23 protein-coding genes and 1 pseudogene are annotated in these 26,469 nt (G+C 58.6%); 15 read left to right on the top strand and 9 right to left on the bottom strand.

Translation table 11 applies throughout. From position 1 onward, the window contains the following. Window positions 1-238, top strand: a pseudogene (locus AC1DXW_RS27360) (IS4 family transposase); the annotation flags it as partial. A gap of 358 nt (window positions 239-596) precedes the next feature. After that, entirely contained in the window at window positions 597-1,094 is a 498-nt protein-coding gene (locus tag AC1DXW_RS27365) for a BRO-N domain-containing protein (RefSeq protein ID WP_477754426.1), read from the top strand. Between the two features lie 45 nt (window positions 1,095-1,139). Here the strand turns inward: AC1DXW_RS27365 and AC1DXW_RS27370 are convergent, their stop codons facing one another. The 5 genes from AC1DXW_RS27370 to AC1DXW_RS27390 all read right to left on the bottom strand — a co-directional run bounded on the left by AC1DXW_RS27370 (window position 1,140) and on the right by AC1DXW_RS27390 (window position 10,931). Beyond that, window positions 1,140-2,459 (bottom strand): McrC family protein, encoded by a 1,320-nt coding sequence (locus AC1DXW_RS27370; protein WP_477754427.1) that lies wholly within the window; start codon window positions 2,457-2,459, stop codon window positions 1,140-1,142. Then, the gene (locus AC1DXW_RS27375) at window positions 2,456-4,561 is read right to left on the bottom strand and encodes an AAA family ATPase (protein ID WP_477754428.1); all 2,106 of its coding nucleotides are present in this window, start codon (window positions 4,559-4,561) and stop codon (window positions 2,456-2,458) included. The genes AC1DXW_RS27370 and AC1DXW_RS27375 overlap by 4 nt, the downstream gene beginning before the upstream one ends. 617 nt (window positions 4,562-5,178) lie before the next feature. Further along, window positions 5,179-5,424 carry a type II toxin-antitoxin system Phd/YefM family antitoxin gene (locus tag AC1DXW_RS27380; RefSeq protein WP_477760702.1) on the bottom strand — a complete coding sequence of 82 codons (246 nt, stop codon included), beginning with the start codon at window positions 5,422-5,424 and terminating at the stop codon, window positions 5,179-5,181. Window positions 5,425-5,487: 63 nt separating this feature from the next. Beyond that, window positions 5,488-8,991 (bottom strand): alkaline phosphatase family protein, encoded by a 3,504-nt coding sequence (locus tag AC1DXW_RS27385; RefSeq protein ID WP_477760703.1) that lies wholly within the window; start codon window positions 8,989-8,991, stop codon window positions 5,488-5,490. 173 nt (window positions 8,992-9,164) lie between these two features. Next, window positions 9,165-10,931, bottom strand: coding sequence for a SulP family inorganic anion transporter (locus AC1DXW_RS27390; protein WP_477754431.1), 1,767 nt, complete (start codon window positions 10,929-10,931; stop codon window positions 9,165-9,167). Between the two features lie 262 nt (window positions 10,932-11,193). Here AC1DXW_RS27390 and AC1DXW_RS27395 point away from each other — a divergent pair, with 262 nt between their 5' ends. The 3 genes from AC1DXW_RS27395 (at window position 11,194) to AC1DXW_RS27405 (ending at window position 12,858) form a co-directional block, all read left to right on the top strand. Next, complete coding sequence (locus AC1DXW_RS27395; protein WP_477760704.1) at window positions 11,194-12,159, top strand: hypothetical protein; 966 nt, start codon at window positions 11,194-11,196, stop codon at window positions 12,157-12,159. 119 nt (window positions 12,160-12,278) lie between these two features. Continuing rightward, window positions 12,279-12,596, top strand: coding sequence for a helix-turn-helix domain-containing protein (locus tag AC1DXW_RS27400; RefSeq protein WP_477754433.1), 318 nt, complete (start codon window positions 12,279-12,281; stop codon window positions 12,594-12,596). Window positions 12,597-12,606: 10 nt separating this feature from the next. Further along, the gene (locus AC1DXW_RS27405; protein ID WP_477754434.1) at window positions 12,607-12,858 is read left to right on the top strand and encodes an XRE family transcriptional regulator; all 252 of its coding nucleotides are present in this window, start codon (window positions 12,607-12,609) and stop codon (window positions 12,856-12,858) included. Window positions 12,859-12,919: 61 nt separating this feature from the next. On the opposite strand, the gene AC1DXW_RS27410 is transcribed toward AC1DXW_RS27405, so the two are convergent. Continuing rightward, complete coding sequence (locus tag AC1DXW_RS27410; RefSeq protein WP_477754435.1) at window positions 12,920-13,978, bottom strand: MBL fold metallo-hydrolase; 1,059 nt, start codon at window positions 13,976-13,978, stop codon at window positions 12,920-12,922. 215 nt (window positions 13,979-14,193) lie between these two features. Between AC1DXW_RS27410 and AC1DXW_RS27415 the strand changes: the two genes are divergently transcribed. Together AC1DXW_RS27415 and AC1DXW_RS27420 are read left to right on the top strand one after the other, a co-directional pair. Further along, on the top strand, window positions 14,194-14,805 hold the full coding sequence (locus AC1DXW_RS27415; RefSeq protein WP_477754436.1) for a TetR/AcrR family transcriptional regulator: 612 nt from the start codon (window positions 14,194-14,196) through the stop codon (window positions 14,803-14,805). A gap of 125 nt (window positions 14,806-14,930) precedes the next feature. Then, complete coding sequence (locus AC1DXW_RS27420) at window positions 14,931-15,464, top strand: DUF1003 domain-containing protein (protein ID WP_477754437.1); 534 nt, start codon at window positions 14,931-14,933, stop codon at window positions 15,462-15,464. A gap of 6 nt (window positions 15,465-15,470) precedes the next feature. Here the strand turns inward: AC1DXW_RS27420 and AC1DXW_RS27425 are convergent, their stop codons facing one another. Continuing rightward, the gene (locus AC1DXW_RS27425; RefSeq protein WP_477754438.1) at window positions 15,471-16,412 is read right to left on the bottom strand and encodes a LysR family transcriptional regulator; all 942 of its coding nucleotides are present in this window, start codon (window positions 16,410-16,412) and stop codon (window positions 15,471-15,473) included. 15 nt (window positions 16,413-16,427) lie between these two features. On the opposite strand from AC1DXW_RS27425, the gene AC1DXW_RS27430 reads away from it, so the two are divergent. Both AC1DXW_RS27430 and AC1DXW_RS27435 read left to right on the top strand, forming a co-directional pair. Further along, on the top strand, window positions 16,428-17,135 hold the full coding sequence (locus tag AC1DXW_RS27430; RefSeq protein WP_477754443.1) for a CTP synthase C-terminal region-related (seleno)protein: 708 nt from the start codon (window positions 16,428-16,430) through the stop codon (window positions 17,133-17,135). Then, window positions 17,132-17,455: an antibiotic biosynthesis monooxygenase family protein gene (locus AC1DXW_RS27435; protein ID WP_477754439.1), complete on the top strand. Its 324-nt coding sequence runs from the start codon at window positions 17,132-17,134 to the stop codon at window positions 17,453-17,455. The genes AC1DXW_RS27430 and AC1DXW_RS27435 overlap by 4 nt, the downstream gene beginning before the upstream one ends. A gap of 142 nt (window positions 17,456-17,597) precedes the next feature. Here the strand turns inward: AC1DXW_RS27435 and AC1DXW_RS27440 are convergent, their stop codons facing one another. Beyond that, the gene (locus AC1DXW_RS27440; protein WP_477754440.1) at window positions 17,598-17,924 is read right to left on the bottom strand and encodes a DUF2025 family protein; all 327 of its coding nucleotides are present in this window, start codon (window positions 17,922-17,924) and stop codon (window positions 17,598-17,600) included. A gap of 211 nt (window positions 17,925-18,135) precedes the next feature. On the opposite strand from AC1DXW_RS27440, the gene AC1DXW_RS27445 reads away from it, so the two are divergent. Both AC1DXW_RS27445 and AC1DXW_RS27450 read left to right on the top strand, forming a co-directional pair. Beyond that, a complete protein-coding gene (locus AC1DXW_RS27445; RefSeq protein ID WP_477754441.1) occupies window positions 18,136-19,263 on the top strand; it encodes a glycerophosphodiester phosphodiesterase in 1,128 nt (375 codons plus the stop codon). Window positions 19,264-19,470: 207 nt separating this feature from the next. Further along, window positions 19,471-19,776: a PepSY domain-containing protein gene (locus tag AC1DXW_RS27450; protein ID WP_108215173.1), complete on the top strand. Its 306-nt coding sequence runs from the start codon at window positions 19,471-19,473 to the stop codon at window positions 19,774-19,776. A gap of 60 nt (window positions 19,777-19,836) precedes the next feature. Here the strand turns inward: AC1DXW_RS27450 and AC1DXW_RS27455 are convergent, their stop codons facing one another. Continuing rightward, window positions 19,837-21,462 carry a methyl-accepting chemotaxis protein gene (locus tag AC1DXW_RS27455; RefSeq protein ID WP_477760705.1) on the bottom strand — a complete coding sequence of 542 codons (1,626 nt, stop codon included), beginning with the start codon at window positions 21,460-21,462 and terminating at the stop codon, window positions 19,837-19,839. A 273-nt stretch (window positions 21,463-21,735) separates the two neighbouring features. Here AC1DXW_RS27455 and AC1DXW_RS27460 point away from each other — a divergent pair, with 273 nt between their 5' ends. From AC1DXW_RS27460 to AC1DXW_RS27475, 4 genes are all read left to right on the top strand, one after another. Continuing rightward, complete coding sequence (locus tag AC1DXW_RS27460) at window positions 21,736-22,758, top strand: transporter (protein ID WP_477756221.1); 1,023 nt, start codon at window positions 21,736-21,738, stop codon at window positions 22,756-22,758. Between the two features lie 244 nt (window positions 22,759-23,002). Then, window positions 23,003-24,616, top strand: coding sequence for an inorganic phosphate transporter (locus tag AC1DXW_RS27465; protein ID WP_477756222.1), 1,614 nt, complete (start codon window positions 23,003-23,005; stop codon window positions 24,614-24,616). A 186-nt stretch (window positions 24,617-24,802) separates the two neighbouring features. Continuing rightward, window positions 24,803-25,669 (top strand): hypothetical protein, encoded by an 867-nt coding sequence (locus AC1DXW_RS27470; protein WP_477760706.1) that lies wholly within the window; start codon window positions 24,803-24,805, stop codon window positions 25,667-25,669. Then, window positions 25,666-26,388: a TylF/MycF/NovP-related O-methyltransferase gene (locus AC1DXW_RS27475; protein ID WP_108215167.1), complete on the top strand. Its 723-nt coding sequence runs from the start codon at window positions 25,666-25,668 to the stop codon at window positions 26,386-26,388. The genes AC1DXW_RS27470 and AC1DXW_RS27475 overlap by 4 nt, the downstream gene beginning before the upstream one ends. Window positions 26,389-26,469 lie beyond the last annotated feature (81 nt).

Consider the following 26,469-nt stretch of genomic DNA (forward strand, 5'->3'; position numbering starts at 1 on the left):
GTTTGGCCGAGCGCCCAGCGACATCCGCTTCAAACCGGCCTGCCAGTACATCGCCGTCCAACTGATCGTGATGGCAGCGGCCAATCCGGTTTCAGCCACAGGGAGGCGATTGGCAGAGTTAAGGGCAGGTGTTGGGGGAATGTTTCTGGATCACCGCCCAAGGCCTTCGAGGCCAAGGACGGTGAAAATTTCAAAAACCCGGTTTCCGGTGGACCGTAAGGCTGCTCCGCTTAAGTGAACAGCATTACGATCTGATCGGGGCTTTTTTTATGAGGTAGGAAAACTCTTACTCGCAATCTCGGTAGTAGCTAAATCTCCTACATGTATTCCAGCACCTTCTGTATTGAGGGCCATTCCAAGCAGCCCTAAGCTCTACTGCAGGTGCCTAAGAAACGCCCAACGTAGAAAGCTAGCCAATTGCACAGACGAGCAGTCACCCTTGGTGATCTATCGTACGGCTGTGTGAGGCTTTTGCTCGTTGGAGCTTCTTATGTCCACTCTACGTTGGGGTCAGGCCCGCCAAAGTCCAAACGTAGAGGTAATGGATATGCCTGAACACAACCTTCTCGTCACTCTCCGAATCATGGAGATCGGTCATGTCTGATCTCTTTTCTGTAACAGTCTTCACCCGCCACAACCTTCCTCTCCATGCCCTCCTCCTAGAAAACCAACCATGGTTCTGCGCCCGAGATATCGGCCGCTTGATGGGTTTCCATCTAAGTGAACGCATGGTCAACAAGCTAGACAAAGACCAGCACCGCACGCTTTGGATTGAGTATTACCGGCAACCGGAAAAGCAGTTGATGCTCAGTGAGTCCGGCGTATATGCGCTGTTGGTGTATCACTACGCGCCAGGAAATCGGTTGCTGCGTGAGTGGATCACCCATCAAGTGGTGCCGGCCTTACGTGATGCGGAGCAGTCGAGTCATTCGGATCGGCCGATGCTGAGTTTATTGGATTGGCCGGAAATGTCGCTGAGCCTGCTGCACTGGCAGGATGAGCCGTGGATTCGGTTGCGGGATATGCCTTGTTTACTGCTGGGCCAGCGGCAAACGTCTTGGTGGCGGAAGGTTTCGCAGTTTTTTCTGTTTTAACAGGTTGTCGCAAAAAGGGTGCAACCTTCTGCACCCTATATTGACTTAGCCCGCCGAACATCCAATCGACTCACCACTGGTCTTCTGTAACCACTGAGATTGCAGTGGAAATCCCTCAGGCCCACCTATCAAGATGCCCTGTTCCAAATCAAATGGCAGCACCCAGAGCTTAAGTTGTGGTGCGAATTCGAACACCTGCAATGGGGCATCAAACGCAGCTTGTTTTGGGTAGATCAGCACCAACTCCCCATTACCCGATAGATATTTATGACCATAGGCAAACAACTGATAAAAATCTGATTGTTTCAATCCGTAGTTTTTATACTCTCCCGATGAACTCAGCCGCTTCCACTTTGTGTCGAGCACCCAGCTTTTCTGCTGATGGTGGATCATCAGGTCCGGCCGCAGCTGAAAGAAGTTTTCATCCCTATGTTTACACAGGTGTTTGCTGCGGGTTTGGGTGAGCAGTCGCGCATCATGTAGCAGGTCCCTATTTAGGCTCGCAGCTACATAACGCTCAAATAGCTTTTCCATAGGGAATAACAAGCTCATGCCGTGCCATTCCCCAGCGACTGCTAAAGGCATCTGTTGTTTGATGATCAGCTCGCACCATGGTTTCACCGGTGCGTAGTGTGCCATCAGTCGCTCGTTACTCCATTGCTTGAAGTCCTGCTGCACGTTACGGCTTGTAGGCACCTCTAACAACACGGTTCTTAACTCATGAGCCAGTCGCCAGTTACCAGCATCCTTTGTTGCTTTGCAGACCTGATCTAACGCGAATTTGATTAAGCGATTCTCTGGTCGGTCGGGCAAATAAATTTCATGTCGTATCTGGAAATGGTGTTGTCGACCAGGGGGTTGGCGCATTTGCTTGACCACATCTAACTGACCACGCAGGAATCGCTGTTCCTCCTCCACTCGCTGGTAGTCAAAGCGTAGGCCTCGATTGATCAAGTGATCCAAAGCCAGTAAGAATCGACCCATGACCCATTCGCTCAGTGGCGCATCGAAACTCTGAAGATCCGCCGCACCGACTTCACGGGTGGGTAAATCTAGGGAAGCTTGGATCATGCGCCTCAGCAACGCTCTGCTCTGCTTGATGCAATCCTCTCGCTCGAAATGCTTGGGAAGAATTTCAAGGCGCGTACCACAGGGGGTTTCCAATACGCCGACGTAGTTGTCGAGCTTGAGCAAACAACGATTCTCAAGCTGAACCAGCGCAGCCCCAGCGCTGCTGAAAGAAGCATTTAATTTGCACAACCAATCGAAGGCGGAAACTGATACTTGAGCGATATCCAGCGTCGGCGCAGTGATGTTATCTGTCGTCAGCCTTGCGTATTCACGGACCGTGATGACGGGTTTCACACCGTCACACCTTTCAATGCACTGATAACTGCCTCACCGAGATGACGGGTATTAAACTCACGGCCACTTGAATGGTGTGTTATCAGGCCATGCTCTGCCGCTAGGTCGCGCAATATAGGCTTAGAGGGGCGAACAACCTTCCCAGCCTGTAAAACCTCGATGGAACCGCTTTCGAGTTGTCGAATCTGGATATCGCCTTTTTCAGCTTCGATAGCGTCCCGCAGCTTTGGAGGTGTTGCTTGGTGATCTATGACCCCCCAATAAGACTCGATCCGGGCAAAAGCCTCTTCATTGATAAGCCATTGGTTATTTTGGTTGTTGAGCACCACTTGATCGCCGAACAATGAATCGGGGGTGAATGGTGGCTGTTCGATAAAGCAATTTTCAGGGGATTTTCGATGATCGTTGAGTACCCACTGAATCCGCTGCCAATCTTCAAAAAAGTACTCTTGTAGCAACGGAAGCACTTGCTCGCGAAAGATTTGCCCCAACCGTTCCAGCGTTCGATCACTCACTAACGGCATGAAATACGCATGCCCTAAGCAATGATCTCGATCAAGCAGCATCTCGATTCGCTGATTCATCACTATCAGGAGTTGGGCAACATTGAGTTCGTCCACGGCAATATCTTTCAGCAACTCCGGCTTAGGCGGCATTTCACGAAAAGTGAAACGACGACGCAATGCGATATCTAGGCTGGACAATGAACGGTCAGCAGTGTTCATAGTACCAATTAGATAGACATTGCTTGGTACGCTGAAATGCTGCTTCGAGTATGGCAGTGTAACTCTCAAAGCCTCATCGGCTCCCGCGCGTTTGGAAGGTTCGATTAACGTGATCAGCTCACCAAAAATCCGAGAGATATTGCCGCGATTTATTTCGTCAATGATCAGTACGCGGGCATCATTTCCCGGAGCTTTTACCGTTACCGCTGAGTGGTTAGACGAAACCTTCAAGAGGTGTTCAACCAAGGCGGGCAAAACATTGAGATAACCATTGACCAAGTGTGGATCAAGCTTGGTTTCCGGTACTTTTTTAAATAAGAGCCGGTTGCGTATATCTGCAATGGATAAACGACCTTCTCGCACATAGCCTGCAAGCGTACTCAGAATACTCATACCTATAGGCAATTGGTTACCTTTAGGTTTACTTAACTCCACAATATCGGCAGAAGCATGGGTTACAACGTAACCGGTTCCGAAGTTATCACCCAGTTTAAAAAGCTCGCTCGGGCCAACCTCTGTTGTAGCAACCGAAGATTCAGCACCCAGTAGTTGAGCCAGCTTACTGCGGTCCAACGATCCAGGACTCAATTCGTAAAGCGTGCGCTGGGTGAACTTTCCATTCATGAGTTGATCATGTGGCAGGGCCGGTTCATAAATTCGTAGCCACTTCACCGAGCGGCATTGGCCGTACTCGAACTCACGATCTTCGCCACTCAGGCATCGGTACTCGCCAGTCACCTCTCCAATCGCCCGGAACTTACTATTCCCTTCGGTCACTACCAGCAAATCACCAATTTTCATCTTCAGCAGAAAGCTGTAAACGGCGGTAATCCCATACGCATTTTGAGGTAGAACCTCGCCTGCCTCCGCGAAACGTTGGGCTATGTCTTCCCTACTCTTGCAACCACTGAAATCGATGCACCCGCCGTAACCAAGCAAGGCATAGCTGTTTTCTTTGCACTCATCAAAAATGTACGCATCGTCTCCGTGAATGTTGCCTAATGACATTTTCCAGACGCGACGCTGCTCAATGTCCATAGGCGCTGGCGCTTGTTGGGTGACTTTAGCGCTGGCAGTGGTACACAAGTTTTTGAACACACCATCAACAACTTCATAGCGCAATTGCCCGTCGTCTCCGCTTTCCGCACGTAGGCCTTCAACGAAGTCTTCGTAGCTGAAGCTTTGATGAAACGTGACGAACTCGACATGTCCGTCTGCGGCTAACTCATCGAAGCGCTTTTTCAGCGCAGCCCGATTTTCTTTGTTGGTCTGAAGAAACTCAGGAGCAAGGATTTCTAGCGCTACCTCGATGGTGGCGAAAGTCTTCCCGGTACCGGGGGGGCCAAACAAAATCTGGTTGAGTGCAGGCGAGGTCATCGAGTCGCTTTCCTTGGCTACATGAGCAAAAAATGGGCATCGCGTGGTGGCGGCTCGATCAAAGTCGGTAGGAGTTATAGGAACCAAAACCCGACCATGGAAACAGGCTACAGCCGCAGGAGATTAATCCTACAACGGTAACCACATTGATATCACGGGTAAAGCAGTACAGAGAGGCGAGGCTACGGAGATTAGAAGCACTCGACCGCCGATCATCAAACAGTCGTTCTGCCGAGCGAAGTCCACTTAGGGACTCGGTGGCAGACTTTGTTTATGCGACATATTCACCTATGCCATCGCGAGCAAGCTCGCTCCCACAGGGGGTCTGCGGTTGGCTCGGGAACGTCTGTGTTATCAGGACCGCTGAATTTTCTTGGCTGTCCGAGTTTCAGACAGCCATTTTTTTGAGGCGAGCAGCAGTCAATCCGCACAATTCGGTTTATCTGATGTACCCAAGTTGCAGCATTTGGGGCCGCTTCGCGGACCAACGGGGGCAAGCCCCCTCGCCACAAGGTTGGTGGCTGGCTTGGTTGCTGCGTTGGTCTTGCGAATCGCGAGCAGGCTCGCTCCTACAGGGGATCTGCGTCGGCTTGGGAAACATCAATTCAGCAAGCACCTCATAGACGGTCCTCAAATCCATCGATTAGATCATCGAGAGTCTTGTCGAAATCCGCAGACATCCGAATTGCCCCCTTCAACCGCCCAGGCTTTCGCGCCCGGGCTGTATCGAGATGGGGTAACAGATCCAGGTAAGACTTACCGTTTTTGGTAATCACAACGTTGTCACCATTCCATGCGCGCTCAGCAAGTTGAGAAAGCTGTGATTTGGCTTCGCGCATGTTTACTTTTACCCGCTCAGTCATTTGGCACCTCCATGGAGTTAGCCAAACTAGCCGAAGCCGTAGCTTTTCGATAGGCCAGCCCCCTCACCTCCCCAACCCACTAATCCGCCACGGACACACCGCCGCCCTCACCCCACTCGGCCCAACGATCTCCGGTGTCTGCCCCAACGACCTGGCGCTCAGCACACTCCCCACCCGCTCAATCAACTGATCAAACCCCAACGTCGCATCCTCCTGGTGCAATTTGCGCAGTTGTTCAACCAGGGCGTAGGTGAAGGCGCCGTAGTGGTTGGAGCCCGCCACATATTCGCTGGCCTTTTCGTTTTCCCGCGCGGCGTAGAGCATCAGGGGCATGTAGGGGCCGTGGTGGCCGTAGAGTTTGCCTTGGCGCAGCAGTTGGGCTTTTTTCTCGGGGCGCAGGCCGGCGGCGGCGCCTTGGGTGGTGCGGGTGCGGGTGAGGCCGCGGGTTTTGTTGTCTTGTTCGCTGAAGTCGCGGCGGTCGGCGTCGACGGCGTAGACGCGGCGGTCCCAGTCGCCGGCGTAGGGGTCCCAGCGCAGCATGCGGTGGCGGATGTCGCTGGGTGGGGTGATGCCGCGCACGCGGCCGTTGCCGCGGGTCATGCCGCCGGCGTAGCAGCAGTCGAATATGACGGTGAGTTTGGCGCCGTGGCCGTCCGGGTCGAATGGCAGGTGGCTGTAGAACTGGCGGAACAGTTTGTCGGTGAAGTGGGTGCTTTCGTCGTCCCAGTCGAAGTCGTGGAGTACCAGGGTTTCGTCCATGCAGTCGGCTTCGCCGCTGCTGCTGTAGACCGGCAATTGAGTGCCGTGGCCGGAGTAGAACAACACGCGCTCATCCCCGGCGCGGGCGCCTTCCACCAGCCATTCGAGGCGCTCGACGAAGTTGGCTCGGGTCGCTCGGGCGTCGTGCAGCAAACGGATGTCGCCGGCGTCGTAGCCGCTTTCCTGAAGCATGCGGCTGATCAGGTAGGTGTCGTTGATGCAGCCGTCGAGGCGTGCGCTCGGGTCGCGGTAATCGTTGATGCCGACCACCAGGGCGCGGCGTTTGCGTTGGCCACTGCGGGACAGGAACGCCGGCACTTCCAGTGCCCGTGCGGCCACCACATCGCGGGCCAGTTGCGGCCAGAGGCCGGTCTGGCTGGTGGGTGACGACAAGTAGGCCTGGGCGGCGTGATTGAGGTCGAGCAGATCATCGCGCAATGGCAAGGTGAATTCGGTTTGCAGGTCGACTCGCGCGGAATCCGGCGAAGTGATCGGCCGGGTCAGCAAGCCGTCGTTGGGGTTATGGAGGTGGAACCAGCGGCGGATGCCTCGGCCGTTTTCGCTCAGGCGCAAGACCCGCCCGCCCCACACTTCGCGCATCACCAGCGGCAGTGCGATCGGTGAGCCAAAACTGACGAATACTCGGCCATCGATGCGCTTGAGCGCCGAACCTTTTTTCGCCACCGAACGGCGCAGGGCGTCGTAGCCGATCAGGCTGCCCAGGCCTTGGGCGAAGATGATCTGCGGATTGAATGCCTCGATCTTTGTGAGCAGATGTTGAGTCAACTCCGTGCGCAAATCGGCGTCTTCGATCCATTGCACGAGGGCGCCCACCGTGGTGCGCAGCATCTGATTGACCGGCAGGCCCCAACTGCCGAAGTTCTCGTCGGCCTTGCCCCTGGCGTCGGCCCTCAGCATCGCCAGGCCTCGGGTGATCTGGGCGAAATCCGGTCCTTCCTTGAGCTGCTCATCAAAAATCAGAAAGTCGATGTCCTGGTCATCGATGGGGCGACCGTTCTGTGCCAGTTGAGTGCGGATCAATGTGCGCCATTGCTCCTGCCAGTTCGCGTCGATGCCGCCCTGCCCGCCCGTTGCCCGGCTGAACCCGACACCGGGCAGGCACAGGACACGCAGCCGTGTTGGCGCGACCTCCGCCCCTGGCTCGACCAGGGCTTTGCTGGCCGGCGCCGCAACCGGTGGCACCGTTTGCCCTTGGGCAGTGACCATCAAATCCTGCAGGCGCCGCAGTTTCGCTTCCAGACTGTCCGCACTGGGCGCGGCCGGCGTGAGTGCCGCTTGCCCCGGATCAGCCAAGGCACGGCTGCGGTTGCCGAGAAAACCGCTGACCCATTGGGCGCTGCTCTTCCAGATCTGCTCTGGATCGAGGCCGTCGAGGTAACCGGTAGCGCTGTCCACCACCTGTCGACTTTGGGTCGCCAGTTCGGACTCGATCAATGGCAACCCGGCGCGACTCGGCACCACGGTGGCCGTCAACTTTGGCGCAGCCGATACACCCGGTGCAGTGCGCCAGATGGGCGCATTGCCGAAGTGCTGCGCGGCGACCACCCGTGGGCCGAGGGCGCTGCGTGGCAATTTGAAGTGATCGCAAAGAAACGCCAGCAGGCTGGTGTGATCGTAATGCTGCGCCTGGACATCGCCTGTCCAGGGTATCAAGCCTGGCTTGAGCCACGGCGAAGCCAGGATCGCCGGTACACGAACGCCGAGCCGGGTGAAAGGATTTTTCCAGGGGACATCGACCGTTGAACCGGTCGCCACGCAAGTCGGCGGCACCACGTGGTCATGGAAGCCGCCATGCTCGTCGTACAGCAGCACGAACAGGGTTTTATTCCAGACAGCGGTGTTGGCCGACAAGGCATTGAATATCTCACCGACAAACTGATCGCCAAAGCGCAGGTCTTCAGGCGGATGATGGGACACGTTGGGCCCGAGCTTGCCGTTGAGCAGGCCATAACTCGGCTCGATCCACGACAGTTCGGGGAGTTTGTTGCCGGCAACGTCCGACTTGAAGTCGTCGATGCTCAGGTGCTGCAAACCACCCTTGACCAACGCCGCCAGCGGGACTGCGCCGTCGGAATAAATGCGCGCGTCGTGGCCATTGTTGCGCAGCAGCGAAAAAATACTCTCGCCGCCGAATTGCGCAATCAGGCTTTTGATCCCGGCCAGCACTGTGCCGGTGGAGGGCATCAGCAAGTGACCATTGCAACCGCCGAGCATGGCAAAAAAACGGTTCGGCCAGGTTGGGCCTGGCACTGAGGAAAACCAGCGATCACACACGGTGAAATTGCGTGCCAGTCCATGAATTGCCGGTAACGTATCGTCGGCCGGGGTGGCGCCGAACGGGATGTAGTTCATCGCCCGTTGGGCCATGGATTGCGACCAGGTTTTGTACACCTTCAGGTCGGTGCGGGCCTTGTCGTAGGCGTCCTGGGCAAAACCGGCGAGCGTGGGGTTGGCCGGGCTGGTCTTGAAGGAGACGCCCAGTTGTTTCTCTACGTTGACGAACTCGTGGCCAAGGTCGAAACCCTCGCTGTTGCTCGGCGGCAGCGCCGGAGGCAGAGGGGGTGGCGGCGCCCACAGGCTGTAGTTCTCCGGGAACTCCGATGCCTGAGTGATCACCGTCGAATTACCATTGGCCAGCTTCAGCGCATTGGTGCTGGGCGCGTTACGGTCGATACCGTCACACGCCGGGTTGATGCGGGTGTAATCCCCCAGCAGATGATCGAATGATCGGTTTTCCATCATCAGTACGACAACGTGCTCAATCCCGGCGGGCCAGTTGTTCGGCATGGTGCGCTCCTTGCTGTGAAGTCTCTATTTCGATCTCTCGGGTTTCACGGCAATCAAGGCTTGGATGGCTGGACAATTCGCCTGATCCGGCGCTTGACCCAGCGGCATGCGGCGATTCGATCTGCCAGACAACGCTAGTCAGGCGATGGGGGCTTGTCCAATGACGGGAGCACCTATCCTTTCACCCAATCCACCGAATACATCGCGACATAGCTATTCACAGCCGCCCCGACCGTTGGAAAAAACGCCGTCTCCCCCAAACGCGCAAACAATCCAAACCGCTTGAGCTTGTCCTTGACCGGGTCCTTCATCTCGGCAAAGCACAACTCGATGCCCGCCGCGTGCAGGGTGTCGTCCAATTCGGCGAGCATGTCGGCGGAGGTCACGTCGACGCTGGTGACTGGTTCTGCGGCGACCACCAGCCAACGCACGGGCGTGGGCGATGCCGCCACGGCGTCCAGCACTCGGTCGCTGAACAGCTCGGCATTGGCGAAGAACAAGGGCGCATCCCAGCGAAACAGGACCAGGCCGGGTATCAGACGCGCGTCGGGGTAGCGTTTGATGTCGTGGTAGCCCTTGACTCCATCGGCGCGGCCCAACACCGCGGAGTACGGGCGCCAGCCATCCCAGAGGAACTCAATGATCGCAATCACGATGGCCAGGCCGATGCCCTCGATCGCGCCGAACACGGCCACGCCGACCGTACAGACAATCGATAGCCAGCATTCCCAACGCTGGATGCGATAGATCCGGCGCAGGTCGGTGATTTCGATCAAGCCAATGGCCGAGGCGATCACCACCGCCGCCAGTGCGCTGGACGGTAAATGCTGCAACAGGTCCGGCGCCACCAGCAGCAACAGGGCAACCGCCAGTGCGCCGACGACGCCGGTCAGTTGGGTTTTGGCACCGGCAGCCTCGGCCACGGGCGTACGTGACGAACTGCTGCTGATCGGGAAGCCTTGGAAAAAACCGGCAGCCAAGTTGGCGATGCCCAGGCCCACCATTTCCTGGTTCGGGTTGACGTAAGTACGGGTCCGCGCCGCATAGACACGGGAGAGCACGCTGGTGTCGGCGAACGAGACGAGTGCGACGGCGCAACCACCGATCAACACCGGGACCATATCGGCGGTGGTGATCCAGGGGATGGCGAATCCGGGCAAGCCTTGCGGGAGCGAACCGAGGACCTTCACGCCGGAGCGTGTCGCAAGGTCGAGTACTCCCACCGCGACCGTCGCGCCAACCACCGCGATCAGGATGCCCGGCAACCGCGGCCATCGTTTGAGCAGCAGGATCACCGCCAGGGTAAGCCCGCCCACTATGAAGGTGGTCCAGTTGACCTTTCCCTCCATCACCGCTGAGGTAATAGCCCACAGGTCTCTCAACGGACCGTTGGACTCAATCGAAAAACCGAACAGTTTGGGCAACTGGCTGATCAATACGGTCAGTGCGATGCCGTTCATGTAGCCGTAGCGGATCGGTTTGGACAGCAGCTCGGTGATAAAACCCAAGCGTGCCATACCGGCCAGGATACACACCGCTCCCGAGACGATCGCCATCATCCCCGCCAGGGCGACGGCACGCAGCGGATCGCCGCCGGAGAGTGGAAGGATGACGGCAAGGATGACGGCCACCAGGGAGGAATCCGGCCCCATCACCAGAATTCGGCTGGGGCCGAACAAGGCATAAAACAGCAGCGGAACAATGGTCGCGTAGAGGCCATAAATGCCCGGCACGCCCGAAGCCACCGCATAGGCGATACCGACGGGCACCAGCATCGTGGTCAGCACCAGGCCGGCCACGATGTCGTAACGCAGCCATGCCCATTGGTATTCGCGCAGCATGCCCAGTCCCGGTAGCCAGCGGCGCCAACCGGTCTGCTCGTCCCGGCGGGCTATCCGACCCGGCTCCGAAACGGGCGGCGAAGCATCTGAATGGCTCATTAACCGCCCTCGTTGATGTAATGCTGTTCATTTAAAAATTCTGTAGGAGCGAGCTTGCTCGCGATGGACTCAAGAGCGCTGCGTTTAACCTGTAAACACGCGTAATCGTTAACGACCATCGCGAGCAAGCTCGCTCCTACAGTCAGCATTCCCTCTTTGATGGACTCTGCAGACTCGGCGATATCGAAGTGATCTCAGTGTAGCTATTGCTTCGAATGCGCCATCACTGGAAGCTGGTCACCTAAAGGACCTGGAACCCGACATGAAATTCGACCTCGCCTACTGCCTCAGCCTCAACGACAAGTTGTCGATCTACGACGTTCGGGACCTGAATTTCGACGAGACGATGGATTTCGATTCCGCCAGGGAACACTTCCAGTGCCCCAACGATGCCTGTCGCCTGGCGTTCGATACGGCCAATGAGCTAGGCACGTTCAACGCCAAGAGCGTGAATTACGTGCGCACGCCGCACTTCAAGAACTTGCCAAGTACGCGGCATGTCGAGGGTTGCCCTTATGTCAGCTTGAAGACGCCGGCGTCGGGGGCGGATGAGGCGGAAACGGATGACAGTCGCGAGGAACATTTCCCGTCGGAATTGTTACTGACTCGGCGGGAGTATGTGCGTAAGCCGTCCAGTCCGGTGGTGATTGCCGATGTGGTTCGGGATAAGCCATTGGCGCCTAAGGCTGCTAGTAACCTCGAGCAACCGAGCAGGGAATCGGCCCCAGACAAGACCAGCGTCTTTGCCCATCCGGTGGAGTGTTTCGTTTCAAACTTCGACGACAAGGATTTGCTCAAGCGCGTGCCGCTGAAGATTGGCGAGCACACCGCGCCTTACGGGTCGTTTTTCAAGAAGATCGAATACCTGCAGGACAACAAGGGACTGATTTACTGGGGCAAGGTCAAGGAGATCAAGGACTACACCCAGAGTTTTCGCATCGACTTCGAGAAGAAGGTCTGGTTCGAGAAAAAGCCTTACTCGGTCAATGTCTACCTGAGCAAAAAACTCATCGACAGCTACCGCAAACGCAAGGCGTTCCTGGAGGAGATCAAGCACGCCATCGAGAGTGGGCGGGAGCTGTATTGCTTCTTTTACGGGGTGACGCCCGAGCTGAAGCAGGTGCCGAGCAAGAAAAACCCCGAGCAGACGTTCGGGGTGTTCAGCGCCAACATTGAAAACCTGGATCACTTTATTGTGCGGGAAGCGCCGGGGTTGGCGGGCAAATAAGCGCAGTGCCGTTCGTCTGGCTGAAAAGACAAATCAAAAAATGCGTTTGATCCGGGCTCAAAACAACTGTACAAAAACACAGTATATTTTGACCAACACTCTCGAGCCCGGAGAACACCATGGCCTCTCAAGCGATGAAAATCACCCTGGAACGTATCGCCCTCTTCCAATTCACCCCGGCCCACTGCGCCCAGGCCCGAGCGATGCTGGGTTGGAGTGTGCAAGAGCTGTCGCGGGAATCCCGGGTTTCGGTGGAGGCCATTCAACGCTTCGAGGCACGACAGGAGGTGCTGGATGTCACGCGCCTGGCGTTGGCCTATCGGTTCGAATCGGAGGGGTTGGTGTTCTTCCCGGGGTTTGCGCCGGGTCGAGGGATGAATGTGAAAGGGTCTACGCCGAATCCGGTTGGTCGGGCGGATTTTGCGATGGTGGAGTGAGGGTCAACAGATGAACGAAATCGACGATGGCGATAACTGCGTATATCAGGCACTGGGCATTCCCGATGCTGGTGATATGCGGACCAAATCTGAATGCGTTATGAAGATTGGCATTCTGCTGGAAAGCGGTCAGCTGAGTAAGACTGGCGCCGCGCAGAAGCTCGGAATGTCTATCGAAGAACTAAACGAAATACTTCGAGGGAAGTTTCGCGACCTGAGCGTGGCAAAGATCTCGGGGTTCCTTGAGCAGTTAAAGAACTAGCGTGGCTAACTGATTTAGTTGAGCTCCCAAGCCGGTCCGCAGACCGGCCGGGATCACAACTCTACGCGTTCTGCACCACCACCCGCTCACTCTCCCCTTCCACCGTCAGCCACCACGCACCACCGCGCTGCGGATGCATCAAGTTGAACGCCTCGCCCATCTGCGGCGTGGTGATCGATACGTTGCGCTCCCAGGCCAGGGCCAGGATGCGGTCGAAGGGTTCGTACCAGGCGTGCATCGACAGGTCGAAGGTGCCGTTGTGGATCGGCAGTAGCCAGCGGCCCTTGAGGTCGAGGTGGGCTTGCAGGGTTTGTTCGGGTTGCATGTGCACGTGCGGCCAGTCGACGTTGTAGGCACCGGTTTCCATCAGGGTCAGGTCGAATGGGCCGTACTGTTCGCCGATGCGTTTGAAGCCGTCGAAGTAGCCGCTGTCGCCGCTGAAGAAGATGCGTGTGTCGCCGTCGATCATCACCCACGAGGCCCAGAGGGTGCTGTTGCTGTCGAACAGGCCACGGCCGGAAAAGTGCTGCGACGGGGTGGCGATGAACTGGATGCCTTCGACTTCCGTGCCTTGCCACCAATCCAGTTGGCGGACTTTGCTGGCGTCGATACCCCACTTGATCAGGGTGTCGCCTACGCCCAGCGGGGTAAGGAAGTATTTGGTCTTGTCCGCGAGCTTCAGCACGGCCTGGTAATCCAGGTGGTCGTAGTGGTCATGGGACAGGATCACCGCTTCGATCGGTGGCAATTCTTCCAGGCTGATCGGTGGCTGGTGGAAACGTTTGGGGCCGGCCCATTGCACGGGCGAGGCACGCTCGGCGAAGACCGGGTCGGTGATCCAGAATTTGTCGCGCAGCTTGAGCAGCACCGTAGAGTGGCCCAGGCGATAGACGCTGTGGTTGGGCGCGGCGATCAATGCGGCTCGAGTCAGGGCTTGCACCGGGACGGGCGTACTCGGGCGGGTGTTTTGCGGTTTGTGGAACAGCACGTTCCACAGGATGCCCATGGTTTTGCCAAAACTTAAACGTTGCACCGGCGTGAAGTTTTGATACTGCCCTTGAGCCTGTCGGGACGCTTCAGGTGTGGAGGCGTTGTCCGCCGGGGAGGTTGAATTGGCCATGACTGAATGACTCCAGAAAAACCGCGCATGACGCGATTCTCCGCTTTGGGACGATAAATGGCCAAGGCACGCACGCATCAGCCGGACTTTCTATTTTTACTGGGCAGGATTAACAAAACATTACACTGCACAGTGTAGTTTCTAGGTTGCATCAAAGTCGATGACAAGTAAACTGCTGAGTGTAATTCCCCCCTTCTTCCTGCCGAAGCGTACTTATGACAGCTCCACAGCGCCTCACCGACCGAAAACGCCAAGCGATCATTCAAGCCGCGATCAACGAATTCCGTGACAACGGTTTCGAGATCACCAGCATGGACAAGATTGCTGCCACTGCCGGCGTGTCGAAGCGCACGGTGTACAACCACTTTCCCAGCAAGGAAGAGTTGTTCGCCGAGATCCTCAATCAGTTATGGATCCGGGTGACGGCAGAACAGAAAACGTCCTACCGTCCCGACCTGCCGCTGCGCGATCAACTGCGCAGGTTGCTGATGGCCAAGCTGCAAATGATGGGCGATGACAATTTTCTCGACCTGGCGCGGGTGGCGATAGCGGCGACGATTCATTCCCCGGAGCGGGCGCAGGATATGGTGGCGCGAATGGGCGAACGCGAAGAAGGGCTGACAGTGTGGATTCGAGCCGCTCAAGCGGATGGCCGATTGAAGCCCGTGGCTCCCGAATTCGCCGCTCAACAGATCCATGGCCTGCTCAAGTCCTTTGCATTCTGGCCACAGATTTCCATGGGGCAACCCGGCTTGTCAGCCAAGGAGCAAAACACGGTGGCGGATTCCGCGCTGGACATGTTTCTGGCCTGCTATCAGGTGCAATAAATGACAAGGTCGACGGCAGTGTCGATGGATTGATGGCTCTGATTTGAATGGCGCGATGTGTTTCAGAATGAAACTGGCACTGAGGCTATAGTGAGCCTCAGTCCCAGCACCAGACAGAGAGCATCATGACCAGCACGAGCCACGAAACCGCCGCCCACGTCGATCACCTGCGTTTCCATCGCCCTCATGCCCACCTCGCGCCGACCTTTGGCAATGACAAGTTTGCCCTGCGCGCCGAAGCCTTTGCGCGGTTCTTCGGCACACCGACTTTTCTCGGCGCACAAACGCTGATCGTGGTGATCTGGGTGTGCCTCAACCTGTCCGGTTTCACCCATTTCGATTTGTACCCGTTCATCCTGCTCAACCTGGCTTTCAGCCTGCAATCGGCCTATGCCGCGCCATTGATTCTGTTGGCCCAGACTCGCCAGGCTGCGAGGGACAAAGCCCAATCCGAGGCCGATGCGCAGCACCGCGAAGCGCTGGCGACCGCCAACAGTGAGCGACAGGCGCAAGCCGCGAAAAACACTGCGCAACTGCTGGAGTTGCTTGAGCAGAACACCCGTCTCACGGAGATGACCAAGAGCCTTACCGAGCGCATCGAAAACCTGACCACGGAAATGCATCAGCACCTGGTGCGCAAGGATGAGCCAAGAACCTGAACGGTTTCACGGCAGTTTCAGCGCCCGTCCCAACTCATCGAACAAGGTGACCACCGAGCGCAAGGCGCGACAGTCGGGACGGGTCAGCAGCCACAGCGCGGTGTCGTATCCGTGCAACGGCTCGCCCAGTGGCTTTAATCCGTCGCCGATCAAAAAGTCCGGTAACGCCGCGACCCCCAGCCCCGCCCTGACCAGCTCGGTCACCGACAGCATGCTGTTGCAGCGATAACCCGGCGTTACGCCAGGCCAGGCTTGGCGACGCCAGGAAACGGTCGGGTGATCAGGCAGGAATTCATCCGGGGCGATCCAGGTCAATGAGGCCAGGTCAGTGGTGTTGACCGATTGCAGGTATCGCTCGCTGGCGCACACGCGGTAGGCAATATCCGCCAGTCGCCGTCCCACCAGATGCTCCGGCGGCGTGCGGGTCAGGCGCAGGGCGATATCGGCATCCCGACGGCTGAGGTTGGCAAAATCATTGGACGTGCTGAGTTCGAGGGTCAGCGCCGGATAGTTCGGCATGAACTGCGCCAGCGCCGGCAACAGCAAACCTTGCAGGACCGAATCGGTACAGGTCAGGCGCACGATGCCGCTGATCACTTCACCGCCCTGCTCGACACCGATGCGCGCAGCCTCCAGCGCCTGCTCGGCGCGCTCGGCCTGTTCAGCCAGGGACTGCGCCAGGGTGGTGGGCAGGTAACCGGCGCGGCTTTTTTCGAACAGTTGCTGGCCCAGTGCTGCCTCCAGCCGGCGCACCGCTCGAAACACCGTCGAGACATCCACTTTCAGCAGTTGCGCAGCCCGGGCCAGAGAACCGCCGCGTACCAGTGCGAGGATCAGGGCCAGGTCCGGATAGTCCAGTCGATAGTGCGCCACTGCATTGATCACTTGGGAGAACGCCAATATTGAGTGCGTGAACGCCAATCTATAGTGGGCATCAGGAATCAACAAGTGCAGAGGCCACTCATGGAAAACCGCCCGATTCGCATCGCCCTGATCGGCGACTGCGACCCACACGTCACCGCCCACCAGGCCATTCCCGTCGCCCTCGAAAAGGCCGCTGAACACAGCGGTCTGAATGTGCAATGGCAATGGCTGCCCACCGATGAAATCCACGCCGAGTCACCGCTGCACACCTTCGATGGCTTCTGGTGTGTACCGGCCAGCCCTTACCGCAGTACGGACGGCGCATTGACAGCGATCCGTTTTGCCCGCGAACGACGGCGACCTTTCCTCGGCACCTGCGGTGGTTTTCAACACGCGGTGCTGGAATACGCGCGCAATGTGCTGGGCTGGTCGGATGCCGAACACGGCGAGACTTCACCCGATGCAACGCGGGCGCTGCTGACGCCACTGTCGTGCGCGCTGGTGGAGGCAGTCGATACGATTCATTTGCTTGAGGGTTCGTTGATCGCCGATGCGTACGAAAGCACCGAAACTCGTGAAGGCTATCGCTGTCGTTATGGGGTGAATCCGCAGTTCGAAAGGGAGCTGCTCAAGCGCGAACTGCACGCCGTCGGCCACGATTCGGAACAAGGACTGCGCGTGGTCGAACTCAGCGGTCATCCGTTCTTTGTCGCGACCTTGTTCCAGCCCGAGCGAGCGGCGCTCAAGGGCGTCTTGCCGCCGTTGGTTGGCGCCTTTGTCGAAGCCTGTGCGGGGCGGTCGTCATGATCGCCGATACGCCAGCCGCGCCTTATTACGCGGTGATCTTCACCTCGGTGCGCACCGAAGGTGACCAGGGTTACGCAGAAGCAGCCGCACGGATGCTGGAACTGGCCTGTGAACAGCCGGGGTTTCTCGGGGTGGAATCGGCGCGGGGCGAGGATGGGCTTGGGATTACGGTGTCGTACTGGGCCAGTGAGGCGGCGATTCTGGCGTGGAAGCATCATCCGGAGCACAGTGCGATTCGCGAGCGTGGGCGCTCGACCTGGTATTCGCGGTGTCATACGCGGGTGTGCCGGGTTGAGCGGGCTTATGGGTTCAATCAGTAACTGATTTAGAGTTCTTCTGGCCGCCATCGCGAGCAAGCTCGCTCCCACAGTGTGTTGTGTCGGGTACATGACTTGCGTACACCCACACACCCTGTGGGAGCGAGCTTGCTCGCGATGGGGCCAGTCAATTCACCGCAAAAACTCAGCCCTGAACCAAACTGCGAACCGCCGAAATCTCCGGCACTTCCCGCCGGTTCATGTACACCCGCAACGGCTCGGTGATGTTGATCCGGTCATCGATGTTCTGGTCCAGCAACAACTGAATCAATTCGCGCTTGAGCGTCACGGTCTGCCCGGGACCAGTGGCCCAGACGAATTCGCTGGTCGGGATGATGCCGTCGTCCGCCACGTCCATGCCGAACGAGTCTTCGCTGAAGCGCACGATGTAGTGCCCGGTCTTGCGGTTGAGGCCGACGAAGCCTTTGAGTTGGTCGGCAGCCTGGCAGATGAGCTGGGAAGTGATGCGCATGGTAAACCCCGCAATGGTGATCGTTGGTTTGCACGCAGGGCCTGCGTTTCCCTCTGCCGGGGAAATTGCAGGGCCCCAGCGTACTGCAAACGGGTGCACAAAAGCGCTGACGAAAATCAGCTTTAGACAGGTTTGTGTCGGTCTCGCGATAGCGCCTGCAAAGATCAGTTGTTAAAAGGGACCGCTCACTCATTGCGAAAGGATCTCGACCATGCCCACAACCGTTACTAAAAGCGCCCTGTTACTGAGCCTGTTGCTCGGCCTCGGCCATGCACAGGCCGCCAGCGAACCCGGCCCTGCGGCACTGGCGACCCGCTTGGGCATTCCGCATCCAGCGGTGATCGCCCACCGTGGCGCGTCGTTCGATGCGCCGGAATCCACCGCCGCCGCCTACAAGACTGCCCGCGACCTGGGCACCGACTATCTGGAAATGGACCTGCAGCGCAGCAAGGATGGCGTGCTGTTTGCCCTGCACGACAACAATCTGCAACGCACCACCGACGTCGCCAGCAAATTCCCCGAGCGCAAGGACAGCCCGGCCAATGCGTTCACCATGGCCGAGCTGAAAACCCTGGATGCGGGCAGTTGGTTCAATGCCGCGTACCCGGATCGCGCACGTCCCGCCTTCGCGGGCCTGAAGATTCTGACCCTCGATGAAATCATCGACATCGCCGAGGGCAACGCCCTGCACAAGCCCGGCCTGTACATCGAGACCAAGGAGCCGAAGCAGTTTCCCGGCATCGAACACGACCTCAAGGAAAAACTTCAGGACCGTGGCTGGCTGAGCCCGACCGGTTCGAAACTGGCGAAAAGCGAACTGGGAGTCGGCCAGGGCAAAGGCAAGGTGGTCCTGCAGACCTTCGAGAAGAGCAGCCTCGAACTGCTGCAAAAGGAGATGCCAACGGTGCCGAAAATCCTGCTGTTGTGGGTCGGTGAAGGCAGTATCGAGCCCAGGTCCAAGGTGACATTTGCCGAGTCCGGCGAAAAGGACAAGGCCGCGTACTACGCCGCACAGGAACCGAAGGACAAAGCCGAATTCCAGCGTTGGGTCGACTACGCCAAGGCCCAGGGCGCCATCGGCACCGGCCCGTCCGCCGCACTGACCCAGGGCGGCGACCAGAGTTACTCCGATCTGGTGCAACCGTGGATGAACCGGTACACCCACGACCAGGGCCTGCTGGTGCACGTCTACACCATCGACGATACGGTGGACTACCAGAAAGTCATGGAAGCCGGTGTCGACGGCATCTTCACCAATCGCGCCAGTGAGTTGTTGAAGTTCTATAAACGCCCGGCGGCGGCGAGTGTGGCGCAGGTGCTACAGAACAACGGCTACTGATGCCGAATTGCACAAAACCTGTGGGAGCGAGCTTGCTCGCGATAGGGCCATCAGCTTCAACATCCACGTTGACTGACCCTCCGCTTTCGCGGGCAAGCCACGCTCCCACAGGGATTGATGCAGGACATGTCGGGGGTTTTAAGGGTGGATTAATTTACACAAGGTAACCTGATCTCACTTGAACGGATCACCCAAGGAAAGAAGCCCATGAAGACCCTGACTGCTTTGTTGACCGCTGCAACCCTGACCTTCGCCGCGGGCCTGGCCCAGGCCGATGTGCGAGTCGATGAGATCCCGCAACTGGTCAAGGACGGCAAGATCAAGTCGCTGGAAGATCTGAACAGGATCGCGCTGGATCTGCACCCGGGTGCAACGATCACCAAAACCGAACTGGACAACTACTTCAACGGTTACGAGTACGAAGTCGAACTGCGTGATGCCAAAAACGTCGAGTGGGATGTGGACATCGATGCCTCCAACGGCAAGGTCCTGAAGAACAAACAGGACACCTGATCCCGAAGCGCACAAAAGCCGCACGATTGAGAAGTCGTGCGGCTTTTGTGCATTCTGGACTCAAGCGCTCAAACGCGCCGTCACCTCGTTCAACTGCCCCGACAAACCATGCAGGTTGCTGCTGGCCGCTTCAGTGCGCTGCACGTTGTCCAGGTTGGTACTGGCGATGCTGGTGATCTCGGTGAGGTTGCGCGAGATGTCTTCGGCCACCGAGGTCTGCTCTTCGGCGGCAGTGGCGATCTGGCGGTTCATGTCACGGATGGCTTCCACGGCCAGGGTAATGCGTTCGAGCATGGCGCCGGCCTCGGTCACTTGCTGCACGCTCTGCTCGCTGCGCGACTGACCGCTTTCAATCGCCTGGGCTGCTTCGATTGCACCGGTCTGCACGGTCTGGATGATCTGGTTGATCTCGATGATCGACGCCGCCGTGCGCTGGGCCAGGCTTCGCACTTCATCGGCCACCACCGCGAATCCGCGTCCGGCTTCACCGGCGCGGGCCGCTTCGATGGCCGCGTTGAGTGCCAGCAGGTTAGTCTGTTCGGCGATGCCGCGAATCACTTCCAGCACTTTGCCGATGCGCCCACTGTCAGTTTCCAGTTGGCGGATGACCGTGGCGGTGTTGGCGATTTCGCCGCGCATTTGGGTGATGGTGTGGATGGTGCCCTGCATGACTTTTTCGCCCTGCTGGGCGGACTGGTCGGCATCATCGGCGGCCCGTGCCGCTTCGGCGGCATGACGGGCCACTTCCTGTGCGGTAGCGGACATTTCGTTCATCGCCGTGGCCACCTGATCGGTGCGGTTGAACTGCTCGTTGGTACCGCCGGCCATCACGGTGGCGATCGAGTTCAACTCACCGCTGGCGCTGTCCAGGTCAGACGCGCTGCGCTGCAAACGGCTGAAGGTTTCGGCAAGGAAATCGCGCAGGGTGTTGGCGGCCATCGCCAGTTTGCCCAACTCGTCCTGGCGAGTGCTGGCCACGCGCTCGCCAAAACGACCCTGGCTGAGTTGCGCCACGTACTCGATCAGGTTGCGGATCGGCTCGACCAGGTTGCGGTTGACCAGCCACAGGCTCAGCAGGCCGATCAGCAGCCCCGAAACCAGCATCACCATGATCCCCAGCATCACCGTGCGATCGGCGGCGGCGCTAATCAGCGTCGATTGTTCGGCGCCCTGCTTGCGCAACTCGCTGACCAGTTCACTCATCTGATCGCTGGCCGCGCGGTCCACGCCCTTGACCGCCGCGTCGCCTGCCGTCGGGTCACCACCGGCGGCCACGAACGCGTCCCGGCCCTTCTGATAGGCCGCGCCCAACTGGCGATGTTCGTCACGCAAGCGCTCGATGCGGCTCTTGAGTTGCGGCTCGATGCCCTTCTGCGCGGCCAGCTCGCCAAGGATGTTTTGCACATCGCGCTGACGGTCTTCGAATTGCCCCCAGTTCCTGCTCAGGTCCGCCGGTTGCTTGCCGCGCAACAGGACGTTTTTCCACTCCTGCACCTGCACCTTGAATTGCAGGTTGGCTTCATCGATCAACTGCGAGGTATGCAGCGGGCCTTCGATCAGATTGGCGTAGCTATGCACGCCGCTGGACAGGAAGTGAAAGCACGCCAGCGCGATCAACAGAGTCGCCAGCAGGCTGCCGCTCAGCAGGGCGAGAATTTGTGCTCTCAGGGACTTTTGCAAAAGCATCGGATGGTACTCATGACGGGAATGAGGCACGCCCCGGTAAGGCGTGAAAAGTGTCCGGACTTCCCTGTCTGCGATCACGGCCGATGGCCGGGGGCGCGCAATCCAACCCAAGCGTGATCGGCAAGCCAGAGCGGTTCTTGAGAAAATTCCGACCGCCGGTAGTGCAATCGTTTGCGTTATTTTCCCGTCACAAAACCGTCATCCCCGCTTGCGATGATGCCGTTCAAGTGAACCTGCGAAACCTGCGACAGGCGTCTCCCCTTGCGAGCCCTCATGAACCACAGCATCGATCACAGTCATCGCGACACGGATCTGTTCGGCCTGCTCTACGGTTTCAGCTTTCGCCCCGGTGAGGCCGGTCGGGAAATCAATTCCGCCGAGGCCTTGCAGTACCTGCAACAACCGCAAAGCGATGAGCAATTTCTCTGGCTGCACCTGAACCTCGCCCATGCCGCGTGCGAACGCTGGATGAAAAGTCATCTGGAGTTGCCCGAGGAATTTTTCGAGGCGCTGCACGAAGGCTCGCGCTCGACGCGCATCGAACATGTCGACTCCGCGTTGCTGGCGGTGGTCAACGATGTGGTGTTCAACCTCAGCAACATGGTCTCGTCGGATGTCTCGACGCTATGGGTGTGCGCCCGCAGCCAATTGATCATCAGCGCACGCCTGCAACCGCTGCACTCGGTAGACAAATTGCGCTCGTCGGTGAAGGCCCGGGAATGCTTTCGCTCCCCGCTGGAGTTGCTGGTGCATTTGCTGCGCGACCAGGGTGAAGTGCTGACCCAGATCGTGCGCAAGACCAGCCAGAGCGTGGATCAGATCGAAGACGAATTGCTCTCCTCGCGGCTGTCGACCAACCGCGCTGAGCTGGGCGCCAATCGCCGGGTGCTGGTGCGTTTGCAACGGCTGCTGGCGCTGGAGCCAGGCTCATTGCTGCGCCTGCTCAACCGGCCGCCGCAATGGCTGCAAAAGGAAGACGTGAAGGAGTTGCGCAAATCCACCGAGGAGTTTGCGCTGATCATCAACGACCTCACTGCGCTGGGTGAGCGGATCAAGTTGTTGCAGGAAGAGATCGCCGCCAACATCAATGAACAGACCAACCGCACGCTGTTCACCCTGACGGTAGTAACGGTGCTGGCGCTGCCGATCAACATCATCGCCGGCTTCTTCGGCATGAACGTCGGCGGCATTCCGCTGGCCGGTGATCCGGAAGGTTTCTGGATCCTCGTGGCGCTGGTCGCGACCTTTACCGTGATTGCCGGGCGCTGGGCGTTTCGCAAGCAGCAGGATTATTGAACGCACCCGGCCCCCTGTGGGAGCGAGCTTGCTCGCGATAGCGGTGGATCAGTCAACATCAATGCTGGCTGTACCGACGCCATCGCGAGCCAGCTCGCTCCCACAGGTTCCAGGATTCACTTCCACAAACAGGTGACTTCAGATCAGCGGGCTGCAAAAACCTAAACACTGGCCCAAAGCAGTCTCCCTGTAACAATTGGCAACGATTATCACTGATACACCTCCCCCCTCAGGAATGTCCGTGATGGCTACGCCCTCCTACACCGCCGCCCCGGCACCCGCCAGTAGCGCCAAACCACTATTCGACAAAAAACCCGGCCTGCTCACCATCGTGGTGTTTTTTGCCGTGCTGGCCATCGGCTTATTGTTTACCGCCTACAGCCTGATGCACGACATGAGCGAACTCGGCACGGTGGTCACCACCTGGACGCCGTTTCTGCTGCTCGGCGTGGCGCTGCTGATTGCCCTGGGCTTTGAGTTCGTCAACGGCTTCCACGACACCGCCAACGCAGTGGCCACGGTGATTTACACCCACTCGTTGCCGCCAAACGTTGCGGTGGTCTGGTCCGGTTTCTTCAACTTCCTCGGGGTGCTGCTGTCCAGCGGCGCGGTGGCGTTCGGCATTATCGCCCTGCTGCCGGTGGAGCTGATCCTGCAGGTCGGCTCGTCCGCCGGTTTCGCCATGATCTTCGCCCTGCTGATCGCCGCGATCCTGTGGAACCTCGGCACCTGGTGGCTGGGCCTGCCGGCGTCGTCATCGCACACCCTGATCGGTTCGATCATCGGGGTCGGCGTGGCCAACGCCCTGATGCACGGCCGCGACGGCACCAGCGGTGTGGACTGGGCCCAGGCCACCAAGATCGGTTACGCGCTGTTGCTCTCGCCACTGGTCGGCTTCGGCTGCGCCGCACTGCTGTTGCTGGCCCTGCGCGCGTTCGTCAAGAATCGTGCGCTGTACAAGGAGCCAAAGGGCGAGACCCCGCCGCCGTGGTGGATTCGCGGCCTGTTGATCGTGACCTGCACCGGTGTGTCGTTTGCCCACGGCTCCAACGATGGCCAGAAGGGCATGGGCCTGATCATGCTGATTCTGGTGGGCACGCTGCCAATGGCTTACGCCTTGAACCGCACCATGCCGGCCGATCAAGCGTTGCAGTTCGCCGCGGTCGCCGAAGTGACCCAGCAAGCGCTGGTCAAGGCGGCACCGCAATCGCCCCCCGCCGACCCACGCGCGATGCTGTCCGAATACATGCGCAGCAAGGAAGCGACCCCGCAACTGGTGCCGGCGCTGGCGGCGCTGACCGGCAGCATTGGTGCCCAGGTCAAGGGTTATGGCTCGCTGTCGAAAGTCCCGGCCGAGGCCGTGGGCAACGTGCGTAACGACATGTATTTGAGCAGCGAAACCATTCGCCTGATGGACAAGAACAAGGTCGGCAATTTCGACGCCGACACCAACGGCAAGCTGCAACTGTTCAAGCAACAGATCGACAACTCCACACGGTTCATTCCGCTGTGGGTGAAAATCGCCGTGGCCATCGCCCTGGGTCTGGGCACCATGGTCGGCTGGAAGCGCATCGTGGTGACCGTCGGCGAGAAAATCGGCAAGACCCACCTGACCTACGCCCAGGGCGCCTCGGCAGAAACCGTGGCGATGCTGACCATCGGCGCCGCCGACATGTTCGGCCTGCCGGTGTCGACCACTCACGTGTTGTCCTCGGGCGTGGCCGGGACCATGGTCGCCAACGGCGGCGGCTTGCAGATGAAGACCATCCGCAACTTGCTGATGGCCTGGGTGTTGACCTTGCCGGCGGCGATCCTGCTGTCGGGTAGCCTGTACTGGTTGTTCACCCAACTGTTCTGATCACTCCCGCCTGTACTCACATCCCGCGGCGAGCAATCGCTGCGGGATGTTTGCTTTCAGCCCGGCGCAAAGCCGCGCATTTCATCGCCAACTCAAGGTATTGATCGTTTCATTCGAGGATGGCGCTTCAGTTTGTCAGCCTGTTGCCGACTCTTATGAGAGCCAAAGTATTCCTGGGTGAGAACCGTGAACTTATTCATCAATCAGTTGCACAAGCACGCTGATTTCAGAAGTGCGATCTACGCTGGCGACATCTTCCTCAACACCGAACTGAAAGCGGCAAAGGAACTCTGTGCCTTTGCCCAGGAAAGCATCACGGCCGCCTTCGATGGCGAGACCAACCACCAGGCGCTGCACACGCTGATGCCGGTGGAAGAGTTCGTGGTGCTGGTGACTCGCCTCAAGGGCCAGTTCACCAACAGCCTGCGTGCCAAGGAACTGATCCGCAGCTTCACCGACGAAATCGGTGCCGCTCCCGAAGAGTTCATTTTCGACGTACCGCGCATCCGTGTCGTGCCCAACTACGACTACCTGCACGCTGGCGTCAGCTACGCCTACAAGCCCCATCGCGATACCTGGTACGGCGGTGTCGACTGCCAGATCAATACCTGGATGCCGGTCTACACGATCCAGCCTGACCAGACCATGATGATCAACCCGGCCTACTTCGACGTCGCGGTGAAAAACACCTCGGCGCAGTGGAGCCTGTCCGACTGGATCGACGTGCAACGTCAGCGCGCCAAGGACAACGTCAAGGAAGAGGCGCGCCAGCACCCGGTGCCCACCGAAGCGATCAACACCACCTCTGAACTGCGCATCGCCGGCAACACCGCCGAGATGCTGGTGTTCTCGGGTTCGCACCTGCACGGCACCGTGCCCAATTACACGCAACAAACCCGCTTCAGCGTGGACTTTCGCCTGATGCACCTCGACGACCTCAAGCAGCAGCGCGGCGCGATCAACGTCGACAGCGCCTGCCCGGATGTCGGCGCCGGTTTCAAAGACTACTTCCACGTCCACGACTTTTCGAATTTCCGAGGAATCCAGCAATGACCAAGCGTCGCATCACGCCCGCCGAGGCCCAGTACAACGAAACCCGTACCAATGTCCTGAAACGGGTCGATGCCGAATATGTGGCCGACGCGCCGTTCGTCTTCGCCAACCGTATCGGCGTGACGGCTGCATTGTCGCGCATGGAGCTGTTCAAAAAGGTCGCCGAAGTGCCCGGCGCGATCATTGAGTGCGGCGTGTACAAGGGCAACTCGCTGATGCTCTACATGCACTTGTCGATGATTCTCGAGCCGTATGCGATCAACCGCTCGATCGTGGGCTTCGACACCTTCGAAGGCTTCCAGAGCATCGACAAGAAAGAAGACCCGGCCGACGTCAACGAGACCATGTTCGCCGACACCGACCAGTCGCTGATCCAGGACATGATCGACGCCAACGACCTGTTGCGCCCGGTCAACCGCATTCCGCGTTGCGAGCTGGTCAAGGGCGACATCGTCCAGACCGTACCGGAGTGGGTCAAGACCCGTCCGGACCTGGTCGTGGCCATGCTGATCCTCGACACTGACCTGTACGAGTCGACCAAAGTCGCGCTGGAAACCTTCCTGCCGTACATGCCCAAAGGCGCGATCGTGGTGCTCGACGAAGTCGCCTACCGCAACTTCCCGGGCGAAACCAAGGCCCTGCGTGAAGTGCTCGACCTGAACAAGATCGAACTCAAGCGCCTGCCGTTCGATTCGTGCGTGGGTTACTTCCACGTCTGATCCAAAGACCTGGAATCTGATGCAATACCTGTGGGAGCGAGCTTGCTCGCGATGGCGGGCTGTCATTCAGCAATGCTGTTG

Source organism: Pseudomonas sp. P4_C4, from assembly GCF_056402055.1.

Bases quoted from the DNA above. Each gene is read 5' to 3' on its own strand.
- AC1DXW_RS27415 (WP_477754436.1), top strand. From the start codon at position 14,194: ATGACAGCTCCACAGCGCCTCACCGACCGAAAACGCCAAGCGATCATT.
- AC1DXW_RS27375 (WP_477754428.1), bottom strand. From the start codon at position 4,561: ATGACCTCGCCTGCACTCAACCAGATTTTGTTTGGCCCCCCCGGTACC.
- AC1DXW_RS27455 (WP_477760705.1), bottom strand. From the start codon at position 21,462: ATGCTTTTGCAAAAGTCCCTGAGAGCACAAATTCTCGCCCTGCTGAGC.
- AC1DXW_RS27400 (WP_477754433.1), top strand. From the start codon at position 12,279: ATGGCCTCTCAAGCGATGAAAATCACCCTGGAACGTATCGCCCTCTTC.
- AC1DXW_RS27410 (WP_477754435.1), bottom strand. From the start codon at position 13,978: ATGGCCAATTCAACCTCCCCGGCGGACAACGCCTCCACACCTGAAGCG.
- AC1DXW_RS27405 (WP_477754434.1), top strand. From the start codon at position 12,607: ATGAACGAAATCGACGATGGCGATAACTGCGTATATCAGGCACTGGGC.
- AC1DXW_RS27465 (WP_477756222.1), top strand. From the start codon at position 23,003: ATGGCTACGCCCTCCTACACCGCCGCCCCGGCACCCGCCAGTAGCGCC.
- AC1DXW_RS27460 (WP_477756221.1), top strand. From the start codon at position 21,736: ATGAACCACAGCATCGATCACAGTCATCGCGACACGGATCTGTTCGGC.
- AC1DXW_RS27445 (WP_477754441.1), top strand. From the start codon at position 18,136: ATGCCCACAACCGTTACTAAAAGCGCCCTGTTACTGAGCCTGTTGCTC.
- AC1DXW_RS27475 (WP_108215167.1), top strand. From the start codon at position 25,666: ATGACCAAGCGTCGCATCACGCCCGCCGAGGCCCAGTACAACGAAACC.
- AC1DXW_RS27395 (WP_477760704.1), top strand. From the start codon at position 11,194: ATGAAATTCGACCTCGCCTACTGCCTCAGCCTCAACGACAAGTTGTCG.
- AC1DXW_RS27430 (WP_477754443.1), top strand. From the start codon at position 16,428: ATGGAAAACCGCCCGATTCGCATCGCCCTGATCGGCGACTGCGACCCA.
- AC1DXW_RS27440 (WP_477754440.1), bottom strand. From the start codon at position 17,924: ATGCGCATCACTTCCCAGCTCATCTGCCAGGCTGCCGACCAACTCAAA.
- AC1DXW_RS27450 (WP_108215173.1), top strand. From the start codon at position 19,471: ATGAAGACCCTGACTGCTTTGTTGACCGCTGCAACCCTGACCTTCGCC.
- AC1DXW_RS27390 (WP_477754431.1), bottom strand. From the start codon at position 10,931: ATGAGCCATTCAGATGCTTCGCCGCCCGTTTCGGAGCCGGGTCGGATA.
- AC1DXW_RS27435 (WP_477754439.1), top strand. From the start codon at position 17,132: ATGATCGCCGATACGCCAGCCGCGCCTTATTACGCGGTGATCTTCACC.
- AC1DXW_RS27365 (WP_477754426.1), top strand. From the start codon at position 597: ATGTCTGATCTCTTTTCTGTAACAGTCTTCACCCGCCACAACCTTCCT.
- AC1DXW_RS27385 (WP_477760703.1), bottom strand. From the start codon at position 8,991: ATGCCGAACAACTGGCCCGCCGGGATTGAGCACGTTGTCGTACTGATG.
- AC1DXW_RS27420 (WP_477754437.1), top strand. From the start codon at position 14,931: ATGACCAGCACGAGCCACGAAACCGCCGCCCACGTCGATCACCTGCGT.
- AC1DXW_RS27380 (WP_477760702.1), bottom strand. From the start codon at position 5,424: ATGACTGAGCGGGTAAAAGTAAACATGCGCGAAGCCAAATCACAGCTT.